The sequence below is a fragment of the Flavobacterium sp. UBA2787 genome (assembly GCA_002352205.1).
Taxonomy (GTDB): Bacteria; Bacteroidota; Bacteroidia; order Flavobacteriales; family Flavobacteriaceae; genus Flavobacterium.
In genome coordinates, this window is record DEHZ01000012.1 from 101,581 (window position 1) to 125,455 (window position 23,875).

A 23,875-nucleotide genomic window follows, 5' to 3' on the forward strand; every position below is an offset into this window, starting at 1 on the left:
GTAAAAAAAACTTCGTAAATTAGCAAAATAAAAACTCAGTTACTTAGCAACTCAGAACCTCAGCTACTCAAAAATGAAAATATACACAAAAACCGGCGACAGCGGAACCACAGCACTTTTTGGCGGAACACGCGTTCCCAAACACCACATTCGTATTGAAAGTTACGGAACGGTGGACGAATTGAATTCGCACATCGGATTAATTCGAGACCAAAACATCAATCAATTATACAAAAATGTTTTAATTGAAGTGCAAGACCGACTTTTTACTGTTGGAGCCATTTTAGCCACGCCTCCGGAAAAAGAAGTTTTAAAAAATGGTCAACCGCGTTTAAACATTAATCGAATTTCGGAAGAAGACATTCAATTATTGGAAAATGAAATTGATACAATGAACGATGCGTTGCCTCCGATGACTCATTTTGTACTTCCGGGCGGACACACTACTGTGTCATATTGTCATATTGCTCGTTGTGTTTGTCGAAGAGCAGAACGTCTATCGGTGCATCTTCACGAGTTAGAACCGACAGATGAGCAGGTTTTAAAATACTTAAACCGACTTTCTGACTACCTTTTTGTGCTGGCACGAAAGTTGTCATTTGACCTGCAAGCGGATGAAGTAAAATGGATTCCGAGGAAGTAGTAAGAAGTTGTCGGTTGTCAGTTTTCTGTTGAATACTGAGCTTTAAAAACTGAATACTGAACACTATTTTAACCACGTTCTTACCTTTAAAAAAGTAAAAAAAATACTTTTTGGTAAAATAAATCACTTTTTACTTGACTATGTCTGTAGAAAATTTATTTTTGCATAAAATTAAATCGATAGAAGATGTATTGGACATTAGAATTAGCATCCTATTTAAGCGATGCACCGTGGCCAGCCACCAAAGATGAGCTTATTGACTATGCCATCAGAACGGGAGCTCCCCTCGAAGTAGTGGAAAACCTTCAATCTATAGAAGACGAAGGCGAAATTTACGAATCGATGGAGGAAATTTGGCCGGATTATCCTACAGACGAAGATTATCTTTGGAACGAGGACGAATATTAATCAAAAATAAAAAACACCAGAAAGAAGTCTCACACGAGGCTTTTTTTTTGTGTAAATTTGCACATTTAAAAAAACAACCATTATGAGTTTCATTAATAGTATTCTTAAAGCATTTGTGGGCGACAAATCCGAAAAAGATGTCAAAGCAATACAACCTCTTATTACTAAAGTAAAATCGTTTGAAAGCAGTCTTTCATCTCTTTCCAATGATGAATTGCGTGCTAAAACTGCTTATTTCAAAGAAAAAATAAAGCAAGCTCGTGCAGAAAAAGATGCAAAAATTGCTACACTAAAAGCTGAAGTGGATCAAATTTCGGATATTGATAAAAGAGAAGACATTTATCTTTCTATCGATGCTTTGGAGAAAGAAGCTTATGAAATTTCAGAAAAAACATTAAATGATATTCTTCCTGAAGCGTTTGCTGTGGTAAAAGAAACAGCAAGACGTTTTAAAGACAATACCAACATTAAGGTAAAAGCAACACCGAAAGACATTGAACTTTCGGCTACAAAATCCTATATTTCTATTGAAGGTGATAATGCTATCTGGGCAAATTCTTGGAATGCTGCCGGAAAAGAAATCACTTGGGATATGATTCACTACGACGTTCAGTTGATTGGTGGAGTTGTATTGCATCAAGGAAAAATTGCTGAGATGCAAACCGGTGAAGGAAAAACGTTGGTGGCTACTCTTCCTCTCTATTTGAATGCGTTAACAGGAAACGGCGTGCATTTGGTTACTGTGAATGATTACTTGGCAAAACGTGACAGCACTTGGAAAGCTCCTTTATTTGAATTTCACGGTATAACTGTTGATTGTATTGATAATCATCAACCAAACACGGATGCGAGAAGAAAAGCGTACGAAGCAGATATTACATATGGTACAAATAACGAATTTGGTTTTGATTATTTGAGAGATAACATGGCTCATTCGCCAAATGATTTGGTGCAACGTAAACACAATTTTGCTATTGTGGATGAGGTCGATTCGGTTTTGATTGATGATGCAAGAACACCATTAATTATTTCAGGTCCGGTTCCGCAAGGTGACAGACACGAGTTTAATGAATTGAAGCCTAAAGTTGATAATTTAGTTAATTTACAACGAAATTTAGCTACCGGATTTTTAACCGAAGCTAAACGTTTAATCAAAGAAGGAAACACCAAAGACGGCGGATTTCAATTGTTGAGAGCTTACCGTTCGATGCCGAAAAATAAAGCATTGATTAAATTTTTGAGTGAAGAAGGTATCAAACAATTACTTCAAAAAACGGAGAATCAATATATGCAAGACAACAACCGCGAAATGCCAAAAGTGGATGAAGCGTTGTATTTTGTTATCGAAGAAAAAAACAATCAAGTTGAATTAACCGATAATGGTGTGAAATTTTTATCACAAGATACCGATGAAAATTTCTTCGTTTTGCCGGATATTGGTTATGAAATTGCCCGAATTGAAAAAATGAATTTGGCTAAAGATGCTGAAGCCGAAGAAAAAGAGAAATTGTTTCAGGATTTTTCGATTAAATCGGAACGTATTCACACCTTGACTCAATTATTGAAAGCCTATACCCTTTTTGAAAAAGATGTGGAATATGTAATCATGGAAGATAAAATCATGATTGTAGATGAGCAAACCGGTCGTATTATGGATGGTCGTCGTTATTCTGACGGATTACACCAAGCGATTGAAGCCAAAGAAAATGTAAAAATTGAAGCAGCAACGCAAACTTTTGCAACGGTTACACTTCAAAATTATTTCCGTATGTACAGCAAATTAGCGGGTATGACGGGAACGGCTGTAACAGAAGCGGGTGAACTTTGGCAAATTTATAAATTGGATGTGGTGGAAATTCCAACCAATCGTCCGATGGCAAGAAAAGATCAAGAAGATTTAATTTATAAAACTACCCGAGAAAAATTTAATGCGGTCATTGAAGATGTAACCAAATTATCCTTAGCCGGAAGACCGGTTTTGATTGGAACAACTTCAGTTGAAATTTCAGAATTATTGAGTAGAATGTTGAAGATGAGAAACATTCCACACAACGTTTTGAATGCAAAAATGCATAAAAGAGAAGCTGAGATTGTTGCCGAAGCAGGAAAAGCCGGAATCGTAACCATTGCAACCAATATGGCCGGTCGTGGAACGGATATTAAACTTAGTCCGGAAGTAAAAGCCGCAGGAGGTTTAGCAATCATCGGAACAGAACGTCACGATTCTCGTCGTGTTGACAGACAGTTGCGAGGTCGTGCCGGTCGTCAAGGAGATCCGGGAAGTTCGCAGTTTTATGTTTCGTTGGAAGATAATTTAATGCGTTTATTTGGTTCGGAAAGAGTGGCCAAAGTAATGGATAGAATGGGATTGAAAGAAGGTGAAGTGATTCAACATTCTATGATGACCAAATCCATCGAAAGAGCTCAGAAAAAAGTAGAGGAAAATAACTTTGGTGTTCGTAAACGTTTGTTGGAATATGATGATGTTATGAATTCGCAACGTGAAGTGGTATACAAACGTAGAAGACACGCTTTACACGGTGAACGTTTGAAAGTGGATATTGCGAATATGCTTTATGATACGTGTGAAAACATCACTAACGAAAATAAAGCCGTAGTTAATTTCAAAAATTTTGAATTTGAATTAATTCGTTATTTTTCAATTACTTCTCCAATTACCGAAAGTGAGTTTAACAAACTCACGGAAATGGAAATTACCGGAAAAATCTACAAAGCAGCTTTAGCGTATTATCACGAAAAAAATGCCAGAGATGCCAGAGAAGCTTTCCCAATCATAAAAGATGTTTTTGAAAATCCGAATAACCAATATGAGCGAATCGTCGTTCCGTTTAGTGATGGTCAAAAAACATTGAATGTGGTTACGAATCTTAAAAAAGCATACGAAACAGAAGGAAAACAATTGGTTGCCGATTTTGAAAAAAACATCACGTTAGCTATTGTTGATGAAGCTTGGAAGAAACACCTTCGTAAAATGGACGAATTGAAACAATCGGTTCAATTGGCTGTTCACGAGCAAAAAGATCCGTTATTAATTTATAAATTTGAAGCGTTTAACTTGTTCAGAGCGATGTTGGACAAAGTGAATAAAGAAGTGATTTCATTCCTTTTCAAAGGTGATTTACCAAATCAAAATACTGCCAATATTCAGGAAGCAAAAGAAGTTCGTCAGAAAGAAAATTATAAAACTTCGAAAGATGAAATTCCAAACAGTGATTCATTAACAGCTCAAAATCGTGAAGCGGGACAAACGCAACGTCAACCAATTACGGAAACGATTGTTCGTGAAACTCCAAAAATCAATCGAAATGACACCGTTACATTAAAACATGTAATGAGCGGAAAAACAGAAACAATGAAATACAAAAAAGCCGAAAGCATGATTGCAAGCGGCGAATGGGTTTTGGTTCATTAGAAATCATAAATAAATAAATTTAAATCCTCATTAGTATAAAACTTTTGAGGATTTTTTTATTTTATAAATATTTTCATGTGTGAATTATATAACGTTTTGCGATAGTTGTATAACATAATTTTTTCTCAAAAATAGAAATTTGTAGATTATAAGGAAAATTGTTCTACCTTACTTTTCTTTTACGAAAGAACAATAGCAATACTCTAAATAATTAACCGGTTAATTTATTATGAAAAAATTCTCCAATTTAAAAATTATACCGTCGGTTAATAAAACCAAAGAACAAATCATCAAATTGAGTGATAAAACACTTCATAAGAAAGAAGAGGCAAATTCGTTTTTAACAAAAACTGCTGATGTAACGTTGTTCATTACACAAATTTTCAAAGAAACATTTTCTCGGGATTTTGAGTTCAGAGAATTTTTGAAACAATGTTATCAAATTGGCTATAAAACGTTGCCGCTGATTTCGATTACTGGTACTATTATGGGATTGGTTCTTACAATCCAATCACGACCTGTTTTGATAAAATTTGGTGCAGAAACAATGTTACCCAGTATGGTTGCTCTTTCCATAATTAGGGAAATGGGTCCGGTCATCACCGCATTAATTTGTGCCGGAAAAATTGGTTCAGGAATTGGAGCAGAATTAGGTTCGATGAAAGTAACCGAGCAAATTGATGCCATGGAAGTTTCATCTACCAACCCGATACGATTTTTGATTGTTACTCGTGTATTGGCAACAACATTAATGATACCAATACTGGTTTTATATGCAGATGGTTTAGGGATTCTAGGCAGTTGGATGGGAGCAAATATTAAAGGTGATGTTTCGTTTGTGCTATTCTTTTCACAAGCTTTCAAACCAGTTGAATTTATTGACTTTTTCCCAGCTTTAATCAAAACTTTCTTTTTTGGAGCAGCTATTGGATTAGTTGGTTGTTATAAAGGTTTTCATGCCGGAAGAGGAACGGAAAGTGTTGGAAAAGCAGCTAATTCTGCAGTAGTTTTAGCTTCATTATTAGTGATTATAATCGATATGATTGCAGTTCAAATTACAGATATGTTTATATGATGACCGATCAAACAAATAGAAAAAAAGTGGTTGAGATAACCAATCTTAAAAAATCATTTGGCAATCAGGTGATTTTAAAAGATGTTACTTTATCGTTATTCGAAGGAGAAAATTTAGTTGTTCTGGGAAAATCCGGTACAGGAAAATCGGTTTTAATTAAATGCTTGGTGGGATTATTGCCAACAGACAGCGGAACAATTTCGGTTTTTGATGAAAACATGACAGCTGCTTCGGGAAAAGAATTAGCTTCTATCAGAGAAAAAATGGGATTTCTTTTTCAAAGTGGAGCTTTGTATGATTCGATGACGGTGAGACAAAACATTGAATTTCCGCTACGACGGATAAAAAAAGACCTAACCGAACAACAAATTGATGAAAAAGTAAAAGAAGTTTTGGAAAATGTTGGCTTAGCCGATTCAATTGACAAAATGCCTTCTGAGCTTTCGGGTGGAATGCGAAAAAGAATCAGTTTGGCTCGCACACTTGTGATTGATCCCAAAATAATGTTATACGATGAACCAACAACCGGACTTGATCCGATTACATCAAATGAAATTAGTTTACTTATTTTAGAAATTCAAAAAAAATATAAAACATCATCTATCATTATTACACACGATATCAAATGTGCTCAAAAAACAGCCAACCGGATTATTATGTTAGACGAAGGATTAATTTATAAAGAAGGAAGTTTAGAAGAATTCGAAACATCAACAGATACAACATTACAATCATTTTTTAATTAAAAAAATATGGAAACTCATTCTCAAAATTTCAAAATTAGACTCGGGATATTCGTAGCCGGAGGTATAGCATTATTTGTTTTTGCAATATTTATTATTGGAAAGCAAAAGAACTTATTCAATCCGGTATATTCTCTTACCACCACTTTTTATAATGTGAGCGGATTGCAAGTTGGAAATAAAATTCGTTTTTCAGGAATTGATGTAGGAACGGTTGATAATATTCAAATTATAAATGATTCTACCGTTAAAGTGAATCTATTTATCCGAAAAGAGGTTCAGAAATTCATTAAAACCAATAGCGAAGTTGCCATTGCTTCAGAAGGATTAATTGGTGATAAAATGCTTCAAATCACCCAAGGAACCTACAATGCTTCGTATGCAAAAGACGGTCAATATTTAAAATCTGTTGAACCGGTTGAAATTGATGCAATTATGGCTAGTTTACAATCTACAGCGGATAATGCGGAAATAATTTCAGATGAATTGGCAGACATTATGATTAATATCAATAGTGGTGAAGGAACGCTTGGTAGATTAATTAAAGATACGGTTATTGCTGAAAATTTAAGTCAGACAATGGTTAATCTTAAACGAAGTTCTAAAGGTTTGAACGAAAATATGGAAGCCGCTAAAGAAAATTTTCTATTGAGAGGTTATTTTAACCGAAAAGAAAAAGCAGAATTAAAGGCCAAGAAAAAAGCGGAAGAGAAAAGAGAAAAAATCAGAAAAGAAGAAGAACGAAAAGCTGAAGAAGCAAAAAAGAAGAAAAACTAATTTTAGATATCTGAAAGATTTATATTTTTGATAAAAAAATACGTATGAAATCTAAATTGACATTCCTTTTTCTTCTGATAAATTATTTAAGTTTTTCTCAATCCATTGAAACATTAAAATCTGATTGTGCAAAAATGTATGATGCAACATACAACATGGATTTTGAAAAAATTTTAGATTACACACATCCGAAAGTTTTTGATATAGTTGATAAAGAAACCATGCTAACCGTGTTGGATGAAACTTTTCAAAATGATAAATTGCGAATTCGGTTAGTTCATCCAAAAACAACGTTTACTTTTTCAGAAGTTAAAGAAATTGACGGAAAGAAAATTTGTGTGGTAGAATATCCGCAAGCCATGCGAATGATATTTGAAAATCCACTTTCTGAAGAAGAAAAAAATGCTTTGGAAGAATCTTTGAAAACAACAATGACATCCAAAAAAATTACGTTTGAAAAAGATAGAAATGCATTTTATATCGATGGAAAAGATATCATGATTGCCGTTTCGGAAGAAGCGACCCAAAACAAATGGAAATTGATTAATTACGATAAAAGTCAACCACAATTACTAAACATGGTTTTAGGAGAAAATGTCGTAAAACAATTGGGTTTACAATAATTTAAAAAATTAATACTATCTTTACTCTAATGCTTCTAATGGCATTACCAAAAAATTATGGCAAAGAGTCAGGACGCAAAGAAAAACGTGAAGAAAGAGCCTTTAAAAACGGCAAAAGAGAAAAAAGAAGAGAAACGCGAGAAGAAAAACAAAAGGGATTAATTTTTTAATCCCTTTTTCTATTTTATTGTTTCACAAACTTTGAAACCCCTACTCCTTTATCCGAATATACTTTTATAAAATAAGTTCCGACTTGTAAGTTAGACACATCAACATTCAATTGATTATTTTCATTTGGAATTGCTTGTATCAATTGACCCAAACTATTGAAAATCTCAACCGATTTTAAATTGATGATTGACTGACTTTCAATAGTCAAAATAGAATTCGTCGGATTTGGATACAATTTCACAAAATTGGAAAACTCAAAATCAGGATTACTTAATGCTTCAATAGAAGTAGTTGCCGGTTCGGTTATAATTGGGAAATTATAATCAAAATAAATACTCGCAAAATTGGAGAAAGTGTCGCCAACAGCTAAGTTATTTCTCAATTTGATTTTGAAAGCGATGTAACCATGTCTTTCTTCTGAAGGCGGGAAAGGCAATTGGATATTTTCAAAAATAAATTCCACTTTATTGCCGTTGATTCTGGTCCATTGTTGGTGACTGGCATTTAGCACAATCAAACTGTTCAAATCAAATTTGGATAAATCAATTTCATCTTTTACCACCACATTTTGAGCGAAAAAAGTTCCTGTGTTTTCAAAACGGATGACATAATGAACGTATTGACCAATTAATTCAGTACTCACAACAGAACCTTCTAAACACGTTTTATCGTTTGGATCGTAGGAATTAACGACTTCTTGGTTTAAAGTTGATGTATTATCGGATGGCATTTCATCTCCAGACAGTGGATCAATAATGGCAATAAATTCTAAAATTTCACCACTATTTAAAGCCGGTGATTCTTGTGGCGAATTTAAATTAAAAACTACTTCAATTTCTCTGGTTTCAAATGGCTGTAAATCGGTGTAATTCCAGTTTAAAATATTGGGTTCTACCATTGATTGGATTGGATTGGAAGAAACAAAATCCATTACATTATCTGTAAAAGTTAATGATAATGATCCTGAAACTACTGTATTCCCTTTGTTTTTGTAAACTAATTTATAACTCGCATCAAAACCGGGAATTGCAGCATTTAAAGGCACTATAACCACTTCAACATCTTGATGAATGCCATTTGGTGTAATACAAAAATTCTGTGTAAACGGACTAGTTTCTGTTGGAAAAGTAACAGCAAAATTAGCTGGACTTATATTAAAATATGTTGGGTTTTCAAAAACAGGAGTTATGGTGTGAGTTCCTTCAGTAACGGGAATAAAATAATCACCACTTGTGTTTGAAATAATACTCCCTGAAATGGTACCATCGGTGATACTAAACTTCATATTTGGAAAATCGATATCACTTTCATCACAACCAGTGCCGGATAAATCTAATTTAGAATTGCCTTGAATAATATAAAATTCTCCGCCAGGATTAAAGGAGCAGTAGGAATTAACATTTACATCATATATTCCTTCGTCGTATAAGTAACTATTTAGAAAATCTACCTCCCATTCATTTGCACATATGTATCTCAAATTTGGAACACCTGCAAATGAATATCCATTTGTATTACCATTTTTAACATTTAAAGTTTCTAACTGTCCAAATCCATAAATCGAAAGTGAACCAAAATCTAAATTACTTAGATCCAATGATTGAATTTGACCATCCCACAGATTCAAAAATTCAATTTCAAGTTTATCATTTGGAATTGTGTTAATTGAAAAATTATTTAAATTTAAGTTATTAAAAAAATTTAAACAACAAAAAGAGAAAACTTGTTCACCTAACTTGTTTATAGTTATATTTTCCAAATTCTGGTTATCTTCTACATAAAAAGTATTCAAATCTTTATAGAGATTTACTGTTAAACTAATTAAAGAACCGTTGTTTTCAACAGTTAGATAAGAAGTATCCTCTATATTAATATTAATTCCTATTAAATTAGGATTGTTAATTATATCAACATTACTTGCACCACCAAAAAAAACATTCTGAAAATTAATTTCCTCTAATGAGTTATTATTCTTACATTGAAAATTAAACATTTCATTTACACTGCCAAAATCTATCGATTGTAATGATGCGTTATCATTACATTCAAATTCATATATTGTATTTATATTTGCAAAATCTAAAAATGCTAACGAATCATTATTATTGCATTGAAAAAAATCAATATTATTGACACTACCAAAATCCAACACTTCTACTGTCGTGTTATTAATATCGAAAAAGGATAAAGAAATCAATCCTGTCAGATTTACATTAATCAATGGATTATTACTACAATCTAGAGTAAAACTGCTATCAGACAGAAAATTGTTATTAGTAAAATCAAGATTACTAATATTATTAGAATTCACTAATAAACTACTTAAATTTAAGGACATGACTGCATTTACCTCAGAAATTGAATTATTAGAACAATTCAAATTTCTTAAACTAGAAAAATTTTGAATTCCTTCTAAACTTAAAATTCCGGAATTTGATACGTTCAAAGAATAAACCAAGGCAGCTTCACTTTCCTGAATCTCTCCATCATTATTAACATCAATCTTAAAGGCTTGATTGCTTGTATTAACTGCTATAATATTGCTTGGACTTGACTGCAATAACTTCGCTTTAAAATTTGCATCCGGAATGTTTACAATTTGAGCTTCTACTGAAAAGGAAGCTAAAAACAATAAGAGTAGATATTTTTTCATAATGATGGATCAACTTTAAATATATTATTTTTTCGAATAAATTTATCTTAGTAATTAGAATTTGCTGATTATCAATTAGAATTCGTTTAATCGCTAATTCCATTAAGATTCATTTAACACGAAAAGTTTTCACTAAAGTAGTAAATTAATCTTTCAAAAGATCTACCTAAGGCAAAATTTTACCAGGATTTAATATTCCATTCGGGTCAAACACAAACTTAATGCGTTCCATTAATTCTAAATGTGTTTTAGAAAAAGCAATGTCCATATATTCTTTTTGAACATAGCCAATGCCGTGTTCGCCGGATAGAGTTCCGTTTAAAGAAACGGTTAATTCAAAAATTTCACGAATTCCTTTGGTAATTTCTGTATTCCATTCTGAGTCAGAAAGTGTTCCTTTGATAATATTGACGTGTAAATTTCCATCGCCTGCGTGACCATAACAAACCGATTTAAAACCATATTTTTTTCCAATTGATTTGATGCCTTCTAATAATGTTGGCAATTCATATCGCGGAACAACAGTATCTTCTTCTTTGTAAATTGAATTGGCTTTCACCGCTTCGGCTATGCTGCGACGCATTTTCCATAAGGCATTTTTTTCGTCTTCGGTATCTGCAAAAAGGATGTCATCTATTTGAAATTGTTCTACCACTGTCATGATTTTTTCGGCATCAGCCATCAAAATTTCGGGATAATTTCCATCCACTTCAATTAATAAATGAGCTTGAATTTCATTTTTCACTTGAACATTCAATCCATCAATGTATTCTAAAGCCCAATCAATGGCATCGCGTTCCATAAATTCCAACGCACTCGGAACAATTCCAGCTCTAAAAATGGCTGAAACGGCTTCACAAGCTTCATTGGCTTTGTAAAACGGAACCAACATCAATACGTTATGTGTGTTTTTCGAAAGTAATTTTAAAACAATTTTTGTAACGATTCCCAACGTTCCTTCGCTCCCAACCATCAATTGTGTCAAGTTGTATCCTGTTGAATTTTTTAATGTATTGGCTCCGGTCCAAATAATATCTCCGGTAGGCAAAACCACTTCTAAATTCAAAACATAATCTTTGGTTACGCCATATTTTACGGCTCTTGCACCTCCTGAATTTTCGGCAACATTTCCACCGATAAAACAACTTCCCATACTGCTTGGATCGACCGGATAGAAAAGACCTTTTTCAGAAACGGCTTCACGTAAAACTTGCGTAATCACACCGGGTTCGGTAATCACCTGCAAATTTTGTTCGTCTATGGATAAAATTTTATTAAATCGTTCCATTGAAAGTCCGATTCCACCTTGAACGGATAATGCTCCGCCACTCAAACCTGTTCTTCCACCAATTGGAACTACAGGAATTTTATATTGATTGGCAATTTTTAAAATTTCAGAAATTTCTAAAGCGGAGGATGGTTTTACTACAACATTTGGCGGAAAAACATACGCTTCGGTTTCGTCGTGACCGTAGTGATTTCGGGTTTCTTCATCGGTAAAAACAAATGATTGACCAACGATATTTTCTAATTGAATAAGAATTTCAGAATTGAGCTGCATACTTTATTTTTAAACCAATAAAGGTAAAAAAATTATACCAACGAAAGTATCCAATACCAAAAAGCTAAGGTTAAAAATGAAAGCGGAATTCCGATACCAATCATCATGCTGCTTAATTTTGGTTTTAATCCATAGGTTGAGGCCAAAATTGCTCCGGTTATCATGGGAGCCATTGCCGATTCCATAATAGAAACATCAACCACTAAACCTTCACCTTTAAAAATAAACTTGTATAAAATCAGGAAAAACAATGGTGTTAACATCAATTTAAAAAACAAACCTAACGCTAAAAAATTCCAATGCTGACTTCTTTTATCAATTTTTAATTGTAATCCAACAGAAACCAAAGCAATTGTTGAAACAGTTCCACCCACTTTATAAAAAACAGATTGCATCATTTCAGGAAAATCAATTTTAAAAATATTCAGTAAACAAGCTATAACAAAAGAAATAAACGGTGGAAAAAACAAAATCTTCTTTACGATTAGTTTTGAATCAACTTCTCCTTTTGAAAAAACTGAAGCAACAATTATCCCTAAAGTAGCCAACACGACAAACGAACCTGGCTGATCGACAATGATTGCGGTCTGCAATCCATCTTGACCATACAACGCTTCAATTACGGGAAATCCAACAAACGAAGTATTTCCTAATCCCCCTGTAATTATTAAACATCCCATTAATTTTTTGGACCAACCGAGCCATTTTCCTAAGCTATAAAAAAACAAAAATGACAACCCAAATCCGAGCCATGCCACACCGATTGGAAACAACAATTTTGAAGAAATTTCAATTTTTGGAATATAATACAAAGCCAACGCCGGCAATGAAATATAAATCACAAAATGATTAAGTGCCACATATCCGTTTTTGGGAAAACTTTTGAGAAATTGCAATCCAAAACCAATTGCTAAGCAAAGAAAAATTAAGATGATGTTATCCATAATAGAAAATAGAGTGCAAAAATACCAATATAAAATTATCGATTTATTTTTAACCTCTATTTTATTGTCTTGAAACTCTTATTGATTTTACTTACTTTTACTACTTGAAATAAGTGTTGTGAAAAAATCAAAACCAAATAAATCTGCTTTAAATGAAAAAGAAGGTGTTCCTCAACCGGAATTCATTAGTGATTTGGTTGTGAAAAACATCAAGCAATTTCGAAAAGTGCAACCTTCTTCAAATGAGTTAATTGATGGAATTTTAAAAGGTAATATTTCTGATTTAAGCCGTGCCATCACCTTAGTGGAAAGCACAAATCCCGAACATTTAGCTAAAGCGAATGAAGTGATAAATGCATGTTTACCACACGCAAATAAATCCATTCGCATCGGAATTACAGGTGTTCCAGGCGTCGGAAAAAGTACGTTTATTGAAGCTTTCGGAAAACACTTAACTTCGTTAGGAAAAAAAGTAGCCGTTTTGGCTGTTGACCCAAGTAGTACTATTTCTCACGGAAGTATTTTGGGCGACAAAACCCGCATGGAAGAATTGGTAAAAGATAAAAACGCCTACATTCGACCTTCTGCTTCTGGAGAAACGTTGGGCGGCGTTGCCAGAAAAACCCGTGAAACTATTATTCTTTGTGAAGCTGCCGGATTTGATACCATCATCATTGAAACGGTTGGTGTTGGTCAAAGTGAAACCGCCGTTCACAGTATGGTTGATTTCTTTTTGTTATTGAAAATTTCCGGTGCCGGGGATGAATTGCAAGGAATCAAACGTGGCATTATGGAAATGGCCGATGCCATCGTAATCAATAAAGCAGATGGCGATAACATCAAAAAAGCCAAACTAGCCAAAACCGAATTCAACAGAGCATTGCATCTTTTTCCGGCAAAGAAATCAGGTTGGATGCCTACAGTTTCTACTTGTAGTGCAATAACTAAAGATGGAATTGATGCTATTTGGAAAACAATTTCAAATTATTTAGAATTGACTCAATCCAATGTCTATTTTCAAGAAAAAAGAAAAGAGCAAAATCAATATTGGATGATGGAAACGATTAATGAACAGTTGAAAAATCATTTTTACAATCATTCTGAAATTATTGATTTATTGGAGAAAAAGAAAAAAGCCGTGCAAAATGATGAACTTTCTCCTTTTGCAGCAGCGATGGAATTATTAGATAAATATTTTAAAAAGAGCTAGTTACAATTTACTCTTCGTATCTTTCCATCTCCCGATCATAAAAAGCTCCGGCTAATTCAATTAGCTTTTCCATTTCGGTTTCGAGGTCTTTTTCGTCTTCTGCATCAACTTCTTCGATGATTTCAACTTCGTCATCTTTTAAATTGATAATGAAACGAGGATATTCTAAATGAATGATAAAAATATCTTCCGGATGATCGGTATTGTCTGCTAAAACAAATTTTGGTAAGTCCATCTTTTTTTATGGTAATTGGTTATCGGTAATGGGTTAAAGGTAAATGAATTAGTATTCAAATGTACCAAATTCACTCGTAATCGTTAATTTTTTATGTTTGGAAACTTCTACTCTACCTACAATTTGAGCATCGACATTGAACGATTTTGAAATTTCGATAATGTCGTTGGCGATTTCTGCAGGAACATACAATTCCATTCGGTGACCACAATTAAAGACTTGATACATTTCTTTCCAATCGGTTTTTGATTGTTCCTGAATCAATTTAAATAAAGGCGGAATCGGAAATAAATTATCTTTGATAATATGTAAATTGTCAATAAAATGCAAAATCTTGGTTTGTGCTCCACCACTGCAATGCACCATGCCGTGAATTTCATTTGGAGAGTATTTTTCTAAAATAGTTTTGATAATCGGAGCATAAGTTCGTGTAGGCGAAAGCACTAATTTTCCGGCATCAATTGGACTATTTTCAACTTCATCTGTCAATTTTACTTGACCGGAATAAACCAAATCGGAAGGAACCGCAGCATCAAAACTTTCAGGATACTTTTCGGCTAAATATTTCGAAAAAACATCGTGACGAGCAGAGGTTAAGCCATTGCTTCCCATTCCGCCGTTGTATTCTTTTTCGTACGAGGCTTGTCCGAACGAAGCCAATCCCACAATCACATCGCCAGCTTGAATGTTGGCATTATCAATCACATCACTCCTTTTCATTCGAGCTGTAACGGTAGAATCTACAATGATTGTTCGTACCAAATCGCCCACATCCGCTGTTTCACCTCCGGTGGAATGAATCGTAACACCAAATGATTTTAATTCTTGAATTAATTCTTCCGTTCCGTTGATGATGGCAGAAATTACCTCAGCAGGAATTAAATTTTTATTTCTTCCGATGGTAGATGAAAGCATAATATTATCGGTTGCACCAACGCAAAGCAAATCATCAATATTCATAATCAACGCATCTTGAGCAATGCCTTTCCACACTGAAATATCTCTTGTTTCTTTCCAATATAAATACGCTAACGAAGATTTTGTCCCGGCACCATCGGCATGCATTAAGAGACAATAATCGTTGTCTCCAGTTAAATAATCAGGAACAATTTTGCAGAATGCTTTAGGAAATAAACCTTTGTCAATGTTTTTAATGGCATTATGCACATCTTCTTTGGCGGCAGAAACTCCGCGAAGAGCATAACGTTTGCTGGTATCAGAACTCATAGTTGTGTTGTTGTGTTTGGCAAAGATAGGATTAATGTGAAAATGTAGCAATTTTAAAATGCATCCAGAAGTGCTATTTTTCAATAATTAAAATTTCAACTCTTCGATTGGCAACACGTTCCTCTTCATTTTTTTCAGGCAAAGGATAAAGTGGTCGTGAAGATGCAAATCCTTTGTATGTGATTCGATCTTCTGAAATTCCGTTTGATAATAGGAAATTATAAACGGTTTTAGCACGTTTCAATGAAATGTCTTCTATTTCACTGGGGTTACAACAAATGTGCCCTTGAATTTCAATTTTTAATGTTGGATTATTGTTCATTATTTGCAATAATTCATCTAAAATTGGTTTCGAATCAGGAAGAACAACATCACTCATATTATAAAAATTCAATCCTTTCAAATTCAACAATTCACCAACTTTTGAACTTTTTACCTTTTCGGAAAATGAATTAGTTGGAGTTGGTTTTTGATAGAAAAAGGAAACTTTTCTATTTTCATCTTGGTTTAAAGAAAAATCAAATTCTTCACCAAAAGGAATTCGTTCCAATTTATTGACTACTTTAATTTTATTAAGTTTTAAAATATTTTCGATGGAATGAATTCGTCGTTCAGCTAACTTCAAATTGTAAATTTTTGAATCTACCGTATCACAATAACCTTCCATTTTATATATTTCTGCAGATGAATTATTTTTTATCCATTCGTCCAAAGCTTTACTAGAATTTGAATTAGGATACGCTTTATCAAACTCAAAAAAAACGTCGAATTTCTCCTGAGCGGAAAGTGGAATAAAAAATATAACTATAAAAAAGCTGATTACTATTTTCATTTTTTTACAATTTCAATTTCTACTCTACGATTGGCTATTTTTTCTTCTTCATTTTTTTCAGGAATTGGATAAACTGGCTCATTACTTCCAAAACCTTTATAAGCCAATCTTCGGAGTTGAATACCGTTATCTCTCAAATAATTAAAAATTATTAAAGCACGACGATACGATAATTTTGTATCATTTGGGTCAGGATTACAGCAAATATGTCCAAATATTTTAATTTCTAAATCCGAATTCAACTCCATAGCAAATAGTAATTGCTCCATCAAAGGTTGAGATTCAGGGATAATAATTTCTGAATTAAATTGAAAGTGAATATTATTAATCACAATTTTATCGCCAACATTCGCTTTTTCGAACTTATCTATTAGTGAAATTCTTTCCTTTTCAATTTTCTCAACAAGCGATTCTTCTTTGGGCTTTTCTTCTATCACTAGTTCGGTTTCTATGATTGGTTCATCCACTATTTTGTACAAAAAAGTTACTTTTCTATTTTCAGCCTGTACTTTAGATTGTTTAAAATCTTCTCCAAAAACTTCTTGAATTAAACTATTAGAAATTCTACTATTTTTTAATTTTAATAAAGTTAAAACACTCTGAATTCTTTTTGAAGCCAGTTTTTTGTTTGATAAATTGGTGTCAACGGAATCGCAATAACCTTCTATTTGCAGAATTTCTATATTTTTATTTGAAGAAATCCATTCATCAAAATTTTTTAAAGAAATAGCATTTGGTTCCTCTTTGGCGAAATCAAAATAAAGTGTTTTTGATTCTTGAGCCTGAAGAAATGAGAAACATAAACTAAAAAAAAGTACTATTCTCAATTTTTAATAATTTCAATTTCTACTCTGCGATTGGCTGCTCTTTCTTCTTCATTTTTTTCCGGTAAAGGATAAATGGGTTTGCTGCTACCAAAACCTTGATAGGTAACTCTTGAATTTTCAATTCCATTCATTCGGAGAAATTGACTAATTGCTTTCGCTCGTTGGGTTGAAAGATTGGTTCTATCGGTTGGCATGCAACACAAATGACCTTGAATATCGATGGAAAGTTCAGGATTTTGTTGCATCACGATGAGTAATTCATATAATTTTCCGCGACTTTCATTGACGATTGCAAATGTGTTTAATTGAAAATTAAGGTTTTCCAATTTCAACTTTTCGCCTGGTTTTGCAGCATCAACTTGTTGCATGAATTCAACATTTAATTCAAAAGTAGATTCTGTTCCATTTGGATTTTGAATGACAATAGCTTCCGGAAATTGTTTTTTTGGTTTGGGTTTAGAAACAATTTCTTCTTTCTTAATTCCTAAAATTTCATCTTCTCTCGCTAAATCTTTTGCTTCAATATAGTAAACGGTAACTCTTCTGTTTTCTGCTTTATTGTCGGATTGTTTGTGCAATTTACCGAAGCTTCGGGTTTTAAAATCATCTCTAATTTTGACTTTATCTTTTACAAATTGATAAATAAAATCGACTCTTTTTTGAGCTAATGTGTCATTAAAACCAATTGTTCCATCTTCATCGGTATATCCATTTATGGCTACTATTTTGACTTCTTCGTTTTTCGAAATCCATTCGTTTAATTTCTGAATTTCTGAATTTTTAAGTTCAAATTTATTGGTGTCAAAATAATACGATGACTGTTCCTGACCAGAAACAAATTGAAGTGAAACTAAAAAAAGAATCGAAAAAATTACCGATTTCATGTTGACTATTTTTACAATAACGAAAATACAACTAATTAATTTCATAGTTGGTATAAAAAAACAAAGTGGGACAACTTTCGTTATCCCACCCGTTTTAGTGTTAATTTGTTGGAAATTTAGTTTTGTTGTGATCAAAATCAAAAAGATTTTGATGTAGTATTTTTGAACACAGAAAACTCACTGTTAAAATACCACTATACTTCCCACGGTTATATTGTTAGATTTTTTTAAATGCTGGGGCATTTGCTATTTTTAAAACTAGTGTTTGTTTACAATAGCGATACGAAAATATAAAATTATTTTAATATTGTAACATTTTTAAAAAAATAAAGTATTATTTTTTTTTAAAAATAGAGTTTAATTATTTCATAAATTTGAAAAAATTAACATTTATGAAATACTTTTTACTAGCTCTACTCTTTTTCTCACTGAGTTCAATTTCTAATGCACAGAGTGTTATTCAATCCATTAATTCAGGTTCAATCATTTCCTCTAATTCTATGGTTACTGTAGGTGAAATTTTTGTTGTACCGGAAAATCAAAATCAAACCAGTTCTGGAATAATTGGGATTTTAACAATTATTAATGAAGAAAATCTGTCTGTTTCTGAATTTGACGTAAGCGAAAATATTGTTGTTTTTCCAAATCCAACTACTACCGCAATTAATTTCAGAACAAAAACTAATCTTGTAAACGAAAAGGTCTTTATTTTTTCTAATTCAGGGCAACTTGTGAAGGAGATTGAAATTAATTCATCAAATTCAATTGACTTAACTGATCTTTCTACAGGAATTTATTTCATTCAATTTGAAAATAAAAAATACAATGCTTTTAAAATTATCAAACAATAACTTATATCTTCACTTATGAAAAAATTAATTACTCTACTTGTTTTATTTGCTACATCACTTGCTATTGCACAAGTGCCACAAGGAATTTCTTATCAAGCCATTGCTTTAAACGCATCGGGGAATCCTGTTGTTAACTCTAGCGTTGGAATCCGTTTAACTATACTAGACAATGCCTCAAACGGAACAGCCATTTATACTGAAACACAAACTAAAACAACTAATGCTCAAGGATTATTTAACTTAATTATTGGTCAAGGAACAGTTGTTTCCGGAACTTTTAATACTATAAACTGGGGGACAAATTCAAAGTTTTTGAAAGTAGAAATGGATGCTACCGGAGGAACAAACTTTGTAACTGTTGGAACAACTCAGTTACTTTCTGTTCCTTATGCTATGCATGCAGCAACTGTTTCCAGTATTGCAGGTAACTCAAATATAAATGATGAAATAATTGAAAATAAAACGTCAAACTATGCCTTTATGGATTACTATGACAATAAAGCTTATGCATTTAATACAACCACTGATATGTGGAGTTTTCAATCATTTAATACAAATGCTACTCCAGAATTGGTAACTTCTAATGGTAACTTTGGCTTTATTGACAATTATGATAATAAAGCTTATACCTATAATGGAAAAACTGGTGTTTGGTCTTCGCAAACTTTTAATACTAATGCTTCTCCAGTCTTTATGATTTCAAACGGTAGTTTTGCTTTTATGGATTATTATGACAACAAGGCGTATGCTTATAATTCAAGTACTGGTAGTTGGAGTGTTCAATCATTTAATACCAATGCTACTCCCGATTTTGTTGCTTCAAATGGCAATTTTGGTTTTATAGATAATTACGACAATAATGCTTATGTATATAATAGTAAAACCGGCGTATGGTCTGTACAGCCATTTAACACAAATGCATCACCTGATTTAGTTGCTTCCAATCGTAACTTTAGTTTTATTGATTATTATGATAATAAAGTTTATGTCTGCAATGGAAGAACAGGAGTTTGGTCATCACAACTTTTCAATACAAATGCTACTCCAACGGTTGTAATTTCTGAAACCAATTAAAATTTTAAAATCCCGCTAAAAGCGGGATTTTTTTTTAAAAGTTTTATCTCGTAAACAATAACTCTCTATATTTTGTCAACGTCCAGATTTCATCGTCAACCAAAAGCTCTAGTTTGTCGCAGTGTTCTCTGATGATTTCAAAGTAAGGCTTTACTTTATCACAATACGTTTCGGCCATTTTTTGTGCATCTGTTAAAACATTTGCTTTTTTACGAGCTTCAACCATCGCTTCAACATTTGAATTAATTCCTTCGATGTGAGCAGAAATTTCTTTGATTAATGAAATTTGTTCTTTTGCAATTTTTTCAAAATCTTTTCCGAAGATTTCTTTTAAACCACGAACATTTTCAATCAATGTATTTTGGTAACGAATTGCCGTTGGAATCACGTGATTTCTGGCAATATCGCCTAAAACTCTTCCTTCGATTTGAATTTTTTTGGTGTACTCTTCCAATTCAATTTCGTAACGAGCTTCCACTTCAACGTGGTTCATTACATTCAAATCTTTAAATAAATCCAATGCCTTTTTAGAAACTTTTGCTTTCAAAGCTGCCGGAGTTGTTTTGTGATTACTCAAACCACGTTTTTTAGCTTCTTTTTCCCATTCATCGCTGTAACCATCACCTTCAAAAAGAATATTTTTTGTTGTTTTGATGTATTCTCTCAACACGTTGAAAATTGCTTCGTCTTTCTTTAAATCCTTTTTCTCGATTAAAGCGTCCACTTCTTTTTTGAATTCTTTTAATTGTTTTGCAACGATAGAATTCAGCGTTGTCATTGCATTGGCACAATTTGCAGAAGAACCAACGGCTCTAAATTCAAATTTATTTCCGGTGAAAGCAAATGGAGAGGTTCTGTTTCTATCCGTGTTGTCTAACATTACATCCGGAATTTTACCTACTACATTTAGTTTCAAATCTGTTTTTTCTTCCGGAGTAAGTTTTCCTTTGGAAACACCTTCTAAGTTAGCTAAAACTTTGGTTAATTGCTCACCAATGAAAACCGAAATAATTGCCGGCGGAGCTTCGTTTGCACCCAATCTATGATCGTTACTGGCGGTTGCAATGGCTGCTCTCAACAATTCCTCATATTCATTTACTGCTTTGATGGTGTTAATGAAAAATGATAAAAATTGCAAGTTGCTCATTGGTGTTTTTCCAGGTGAAAGTAAGTTCACGCCGGTATCTGTAGCCAATGACCAGTTATTGTGTTTTCCTGAACCGTTTACACCTTTGAATGGTTTTTCGTGGAAAAGTACTTTAAAATCATGACGTTCACCTACTTTTGACATCACATCCATTAACAATGAATTGTGGTCAACCGCTAAATTAGTTTCTTCAAAAATTGGAGCTAATTCAAATTGGTTTGGAGCTACTTCGTTGTGACGTGTTTTTACCGGAATTCCCAATAACATACACTCTTCTTCCAATTCTCTCATGTAAGCCAATGCTCTTGATGGAATTGATCCGAAATAATGATCGTCTAATTGTTGTCCTTTAGCAGATGTATGTCCAAGCAACGTTCTTCCTGTTAACATTAAGTCAGGACGTGAGTTTGCTAATGATGAATCTACTAAGAAATATTCTTGTTCCCAACCTAACGTTGCAGTTACTTTTTTAACGTTTTTATCGAAATATTTACACACTTCAGTTGCTGCTTCGTCAACTGAATTCAAAGCTCTTAATAAAGGTGTTTTATAATCTAATGCTTCACCGGTATAAGAAATGAATACGGTTGGGATACACAAAGTCGTTCCGAAGATGAATGCAGGAGATGTTGGATCCCAAGCAGTATATCCACGTGCTTCGAATGTATTTCTGATTCCACCATTTGGGAAAGAGGATGCATCCGGTTCTTGTTGAACTAATTGTCCGCCACCAAATTTTTCTACCGGATCTGAACCGTCATACGAAGTTTCGAAGAAAGCATCATGCTTTTCTGCAGTTGAACCCGTAAGTGGTTGAAACCAGTGTGTATAATGTGTTACGCCTTTTGCCAAAGCCCATTCTTTCATTCCAAGAGCGATGTAGTCGGCTAATTTTCTGTCAATTTTTGTTCCGTGTTGAACGGCATCTTTTACACCTTTGTAGGCATCGGCAGTTAGGTACTGTCGCATTGCTTTGTCGTTGAATACATTGGATCCGAAAAGTTCAGATTTTCTGCCTGACTCTTCAAATTTTACAGGTTTTCTGCTTGATGCATCTTTTAATGCTTGAAAACGTAACGTTGACATAAAATTAATTTTTAAGGTTTAACTATCTTATTTTATGGTGCAAATATATCTAAAAAATATTTTAAAACAACTATACCCCTATTTTTTTAGGGGTAAAATCTATAAAAAGCAAAAATTATCGATTATAGTGGTGGTTTTTTTGAGGAAATGGTAGTTTGAGGAGATTTTGTTTGAAAGTTTCAGGTTTCAAGTTTCAGGTTTCAGGTTTCAGGTTTCAGGTTTCAAGTTTCAGGTTTCAGGTTTCAGGTTAAAAAATGTCATATATTTTTTAACCTTTTCATTATTGTTTTAAATTATGAAATGAGAAGAATAACAGGTAATAACCTGAAACTTAAAACCTGAAACTATTTTAAACCACTGCTCCCCTAGCCTCGATTGTAATGGAAAGCCTTGTGCAGGATTGTTGTATTTTTTCTTGGCGAAAAAAAGCGACCAACGGAAGCTCTTTTTTGGCCTTAGAAAAAAACAACAAGACAAACAAGCTTGGAATGGAAAGCGGGATTAGCTTCTGAAAATTAAGCAAATGTTAGATATACAAACAAAATATAACTTGCCAATAATATCACTCCGGCTTTTCGGTCAAGGAAACCTTTTTGTGGCATATAAACCAGTGGTAATAATATGAGAGAAAAGCCTAGCATCCAATAAATATCGAATGTTAGCAAGCGATTATCGACTAATTTTATGGGGTGGATGATAGCGGTGAGACCAAGTACGGACAAAATATTAAAGATATTTGAACCCAACACGTTACCGATGGAAATAGAACTTTCTTTTTTGATGGCTGCGATAAGCGATGCCGCAAGTTCCGGAATACTTGTTCCGATAGCTACTACGGTTACGGCAATTACTCTATCTGAAACTCCAAAAGCCTGAGCGACATTGACAGCTCCTTTAATTAAAAACTCCGATCCTCCGTAAAGAGCTGCTCCTCCAACAACAAGAAATCCAATTATTTTATACATTTCCATGGTTTCTTCTAGTGGAATCTCTATTTCTTCTTTATTTTTTTGTGATTTTACGAGGTAAACAACAAAAGCTATGATTAAGAAAAACAATACAAATCCTTCTATTCTACTTATTTCTCCATCGTATAAAAGTATTCCAAACAGTATAAAAGAAGCCACAATCATAGCTGGCCAATCTGTTTTGAAGAAGGATTCATCTACTTTCATTTTACTAATAATCATGACTAATCCGAGAATCAGACCGATATTAGCAATATTAGAACCAACAACATTCCCTAAAGCAATATCCGGAAAACCCGCCATTGCTGATTTGACACTCACAATCAATTCAGGTGCAGAAGTGGCAAATGAAACTACGGTCATTCCGATTACGATTTTGGAAATATTGAGTCGAAGCGACATTCCGACTGCTGCTTTGAGCAACCAATCGCCACCAAAAACTAAAAGAACTAAACCTAAAATGATAAATAGAAAATCCATAACTGCTTTTAAAAGAACTGCGA

21 protein-coding genes are annotated in these 23,875 nt (G+C 33.3%); 11 read left to right on the forward strand and 10 right to left on the reverse strand.

Translation table 11 applies throughout. From position 1 onward, the window contains the following. Nucleotides 1–73: 73 nt before the first annotated feature. The 8 genes from B4N66_RS11090 to B4N66_RS11125 all read left to right on the forward strand — a co-directional run bounded on the left by B4N66_RS11090 (nucleotide 74) and on the right by B4N66_RS11125 (nucleotide 7,872). A complete protein-coding gene (locus B4N66_RS11090) occupies nucleotides 74–643 on the forward strand; it encodes a cob(I)yrinic acid a,c-diamide adenosyltransferase (protein ID WP_291094812.1) in 570 nt (189 codons plus the stop codon). A gap of 186 nt (nucleotides 644–829) precedes the next feature. Beyond that, entirely contained in the window at nucleotides 830–1,051 is a 222-nt protein-coding gene (locus B4N66_RS11095) for a DUF2795 domain-containing protein (protein WP_002986941.1), read from the forward strand. Between the two features lie 82 nt (nucleotides 1,052–1,133). Beyond that, on the forward strand, nucleotides 1,134–4,484 hold the full coding sequence (secA, locus tag B4N66_RS11100; protein WP_291094814.1) for a preprotein translocase subunit SecA: 3,351 nt from the start codon (nucleotides 1,134–1,136) through the stop codon (nucleotides 4,482–4,484). 229 nt (nucleotides 4,485–4,713) lie between these two features. Continuing rightward, a complete protein-coding gene (locus B4N66_RS11105; protein ID WP_291094816.1) occupies nucleotides 4,714–5,559 on the forward strand; it encodes an MlaE family ABC transporter permease in 846 nt (281 codons plus the stop codon). Continuing rightward, on the forward strand, nucleotides 5,556–6,305 hold the full coding sequence (locus tag B4N66_RS11110; protein ID WP_291094817.1) for an ABC transporter ATP-binding protein: 750 nt from the start codon (nucleotides 5,556–5,558) through the stop codon (nucleotides 6,303–6,305). Before B4N66_RS11105 ends, B4N66_RS11110 begins: the two co-directional genes overlap by 4 nt. A 6-nt stretch (nucleotides 6,306–6,311) precedes the next feature. Next, on the forward strand, nucleotides 6,312–7,079 hold the full coding sequence (locus tag B4N66_RS11115; protein WP_291094818.1) for an MlaD family protein: 768 nt from the start codon (nucleotides 6,312–6,314) through the stop codon (nucleotides 7,077–7,079). A 44-nt stretch (nucleotides 7,080–7,123) separates the two neighbouring features. Beyond that, nucleotides 7,124–7,702, forward strand: a complete 579-nt coding sequence (locus B4N66_RS11120) for a hypothetical protein (protein ID WP_291094819.1) — start codon at nucleotides 7,124–7,126, stop codon at nucleotides 7,700–7,702. A gap of 38 nt (nucleotides 7,703–7,740) precedes the next feature. Next, entirely contained in the window at nucleotides 7,741–7,872 is a 132-nt protein-coding gene (locus B4N66_RS11125) for a hypothetical protein (RefSeq protein ID WP_291094820.1), read from the forward strand. Nucleotides 7,873–7,886: 14 nt separating this feature from the next. Here the strand turns inward: B4N66_RS11125 and B4N66_RS11130 are convergent, their stop codons facing one another. The 3 genes from B4N66_RS11130 to B4N66_RS11140 all read right to left on the reverse strand — a co-directional run bounded on the left by B4N66_RS11130 (nucleotide 7,887) and on the right by B4N66_RS11140 (nucleotide 13,031). Continuing rightward, entirely contained in the window at nucleotides 7,887–10,526 is a 2,640-nt protein-coding gene (locus B4N66_RS11130; protein ID WP_291094822.1) for a DUF7619 domain-containing protein, read from the reverse strand. 166 nt (nucleotides 10,527–10,692) lie between these two features. Next, nucleotides 10,693–12,087, reverse strand: a complete 1,395-nt coding sequence (locus B4N66_RS11135; RefSeq protein WP_291094823.1) for an FAD-binding oxidoreductase — start codon at nucleotides 12,085–12,087, stop codon at nucleotides 10,693–10,695. Between the two features lie 32 nt (nucleotides 12,088–12,119). Then, complete coding sequence (locus B4N66_RS11140) at nucleotides 12,120–13,031, reverse strand: AEC family transporter (protein WP_291094824.1); 912 nt, start codon at nucleotides 13,029–13,031, stop codon at nucleotides 12,120–12,122. 118 nt (nucleotides 13,032–13,149) lie between these two features. Between B4N66_RS11140 and meaB the strand changes: the two genes are divergently transcribed. Next, a complete protein-coding gene (gene meaB / locus B4N66_RS11145; RefSeq protein ID WP_291094826.1) occupies nucleotides 13,150–14,241 on the forward strand; it encodes a methylmalonyl Co-A mutase-associated GTPase MeaB in 1,092 nt (363 codons plus the stop codon). A gap of 7 nt (nucleotides 14,242–14,248) precedes the next feature. Here the strand turns inward: meaB and B4N66_RS11150 are convergent, their stop codons facing one another. The 5 genes from B4N66_RS11150 to B4N66_RS11170 form a co-directional block, all read right to left on the reverse strand. Further along, a complete protein-coding gene (locus B4N66_RS11150) occupies nucleotides 14,249–14,476 on the reverse strand; it encodes a hypothetical protein (RefSeq protein WP_112087232.1) in 228 nt (75 codons plus the stop codon). Nucleotides 14,477–14,524: 48 nt separating this feature from the next. Then, nucleotides 14,525–15,703: an AIR synthase related protein gene (locus tag B4N66_RS11155; protein WP_291094829.1), complete on the reverse strand. Its 1,179-nt coding sequence runs from the start codon at nucleotides 15,701–15,703 to the stop codon at nucleotides 14,525–14,527. Nucleotides 15,704–15,776: 73 nt separating this feature from the next. Beyond that, nucleotides 15,777–16,535, reverse strand: coding sequence for an OmpA family protein (locus tag B4N66_RS11160; protein ID WP_291094830.1), 759 nt, complete (start codon nucleotides 16,533–16,535; stop codon nucleotides 15,777–15,779). Beyond that, a complete protein-coding gene (locus B4N66_RS11165; protein ID WP_291094831.1) occupies nucleotides 16,532–17,362 on the reverse strand; it encodes an OmpA family protein in 831 nt (276 codons plus the stop codon). The genes B4N66_RS11160 and B4N66_RS11165 overlap by 4 nt, the downstream gene beginning before the upstream one ends. Further along, nucleotides 17,359–18,246 carry an OmpA family protein gene (locus tag B4N66_RS11170; protein WP_291094833.1) on the reverse strand — a complete coding sequence of 296 codons (888 nt, stop codon included), beginning with the start codon at nucleotides 18,244–18,246 and terminating at the stop codon, nucleotides 17,359–17,361. Before B4N66_RS11170 ends, B4N66_RS11165 begins: the two co-directional genes overlap by 4 nt. A 392-nt stretch (nucleotides 18,247–18,638) precedes the next feature. Between B4N66_RS11170 and B4N66_RS11175 the strand changes: the two genes are divergently transcribed. Together B4N66_RS11175 and B4N66_RS11180 are read left to right on the forward strand one after the other, a co-directional pair. Beyond that, nucleotides 18,639–19,097, forward strand: a complete 459-nt coding sequence (locus B4N66_RS11175) for a T9SS type A sorting domain-containing protein (RefSeq protein WP_291094834.1) — start codon at nucleotides 18,639–18,641, stop codon at nucleotides 19,095–19,097. Between the two features lie 15 nt (nucleotides 19,098–19,112). Beyond that, complete coding sequence (locus tag B4N66_RS11180) at nucleotides 19,113–20,171, forward strand: hypothetical protein (protein WP_291094835.1); 1,059 nt, start codon at nucleotides 19,113–19,115, stop codon at nucleotides 20,169–20,171. A gap of 43 nt (nucleotides 20,172–20,214) precedes the next feature. Here the strand turns inward: B4N66_RS11180 and B4N66_RS11185 are convergent, their stop codons facing one another. Then, nucleotides 20,215–22,404, reverse strand: a complete 2,190-nt coding sequence (locus B4N66_RS11185; protein WP_291094836.1) for a glutamine synthetase III — start codon at nucleotides 22,402–22,404, stop codon at nucleotides 20,215–20,217. A gap of 515 nt (nucleotides 22,405–22,919) precedes the next feature. After that, nucleotides 22,920–23,852, reverse strand: coding sequence for a calcium/sodium antiporter (locus tag B4N66_RS11190; RefSeq protein WP_291094837.1), 933 nt, complete (start codon nucleotides 23,850–23,852; stop codon nucleotides 22,920–22,922). Nucleotides 23,853–23,875 lie beyond the last annotated feature (23 nt).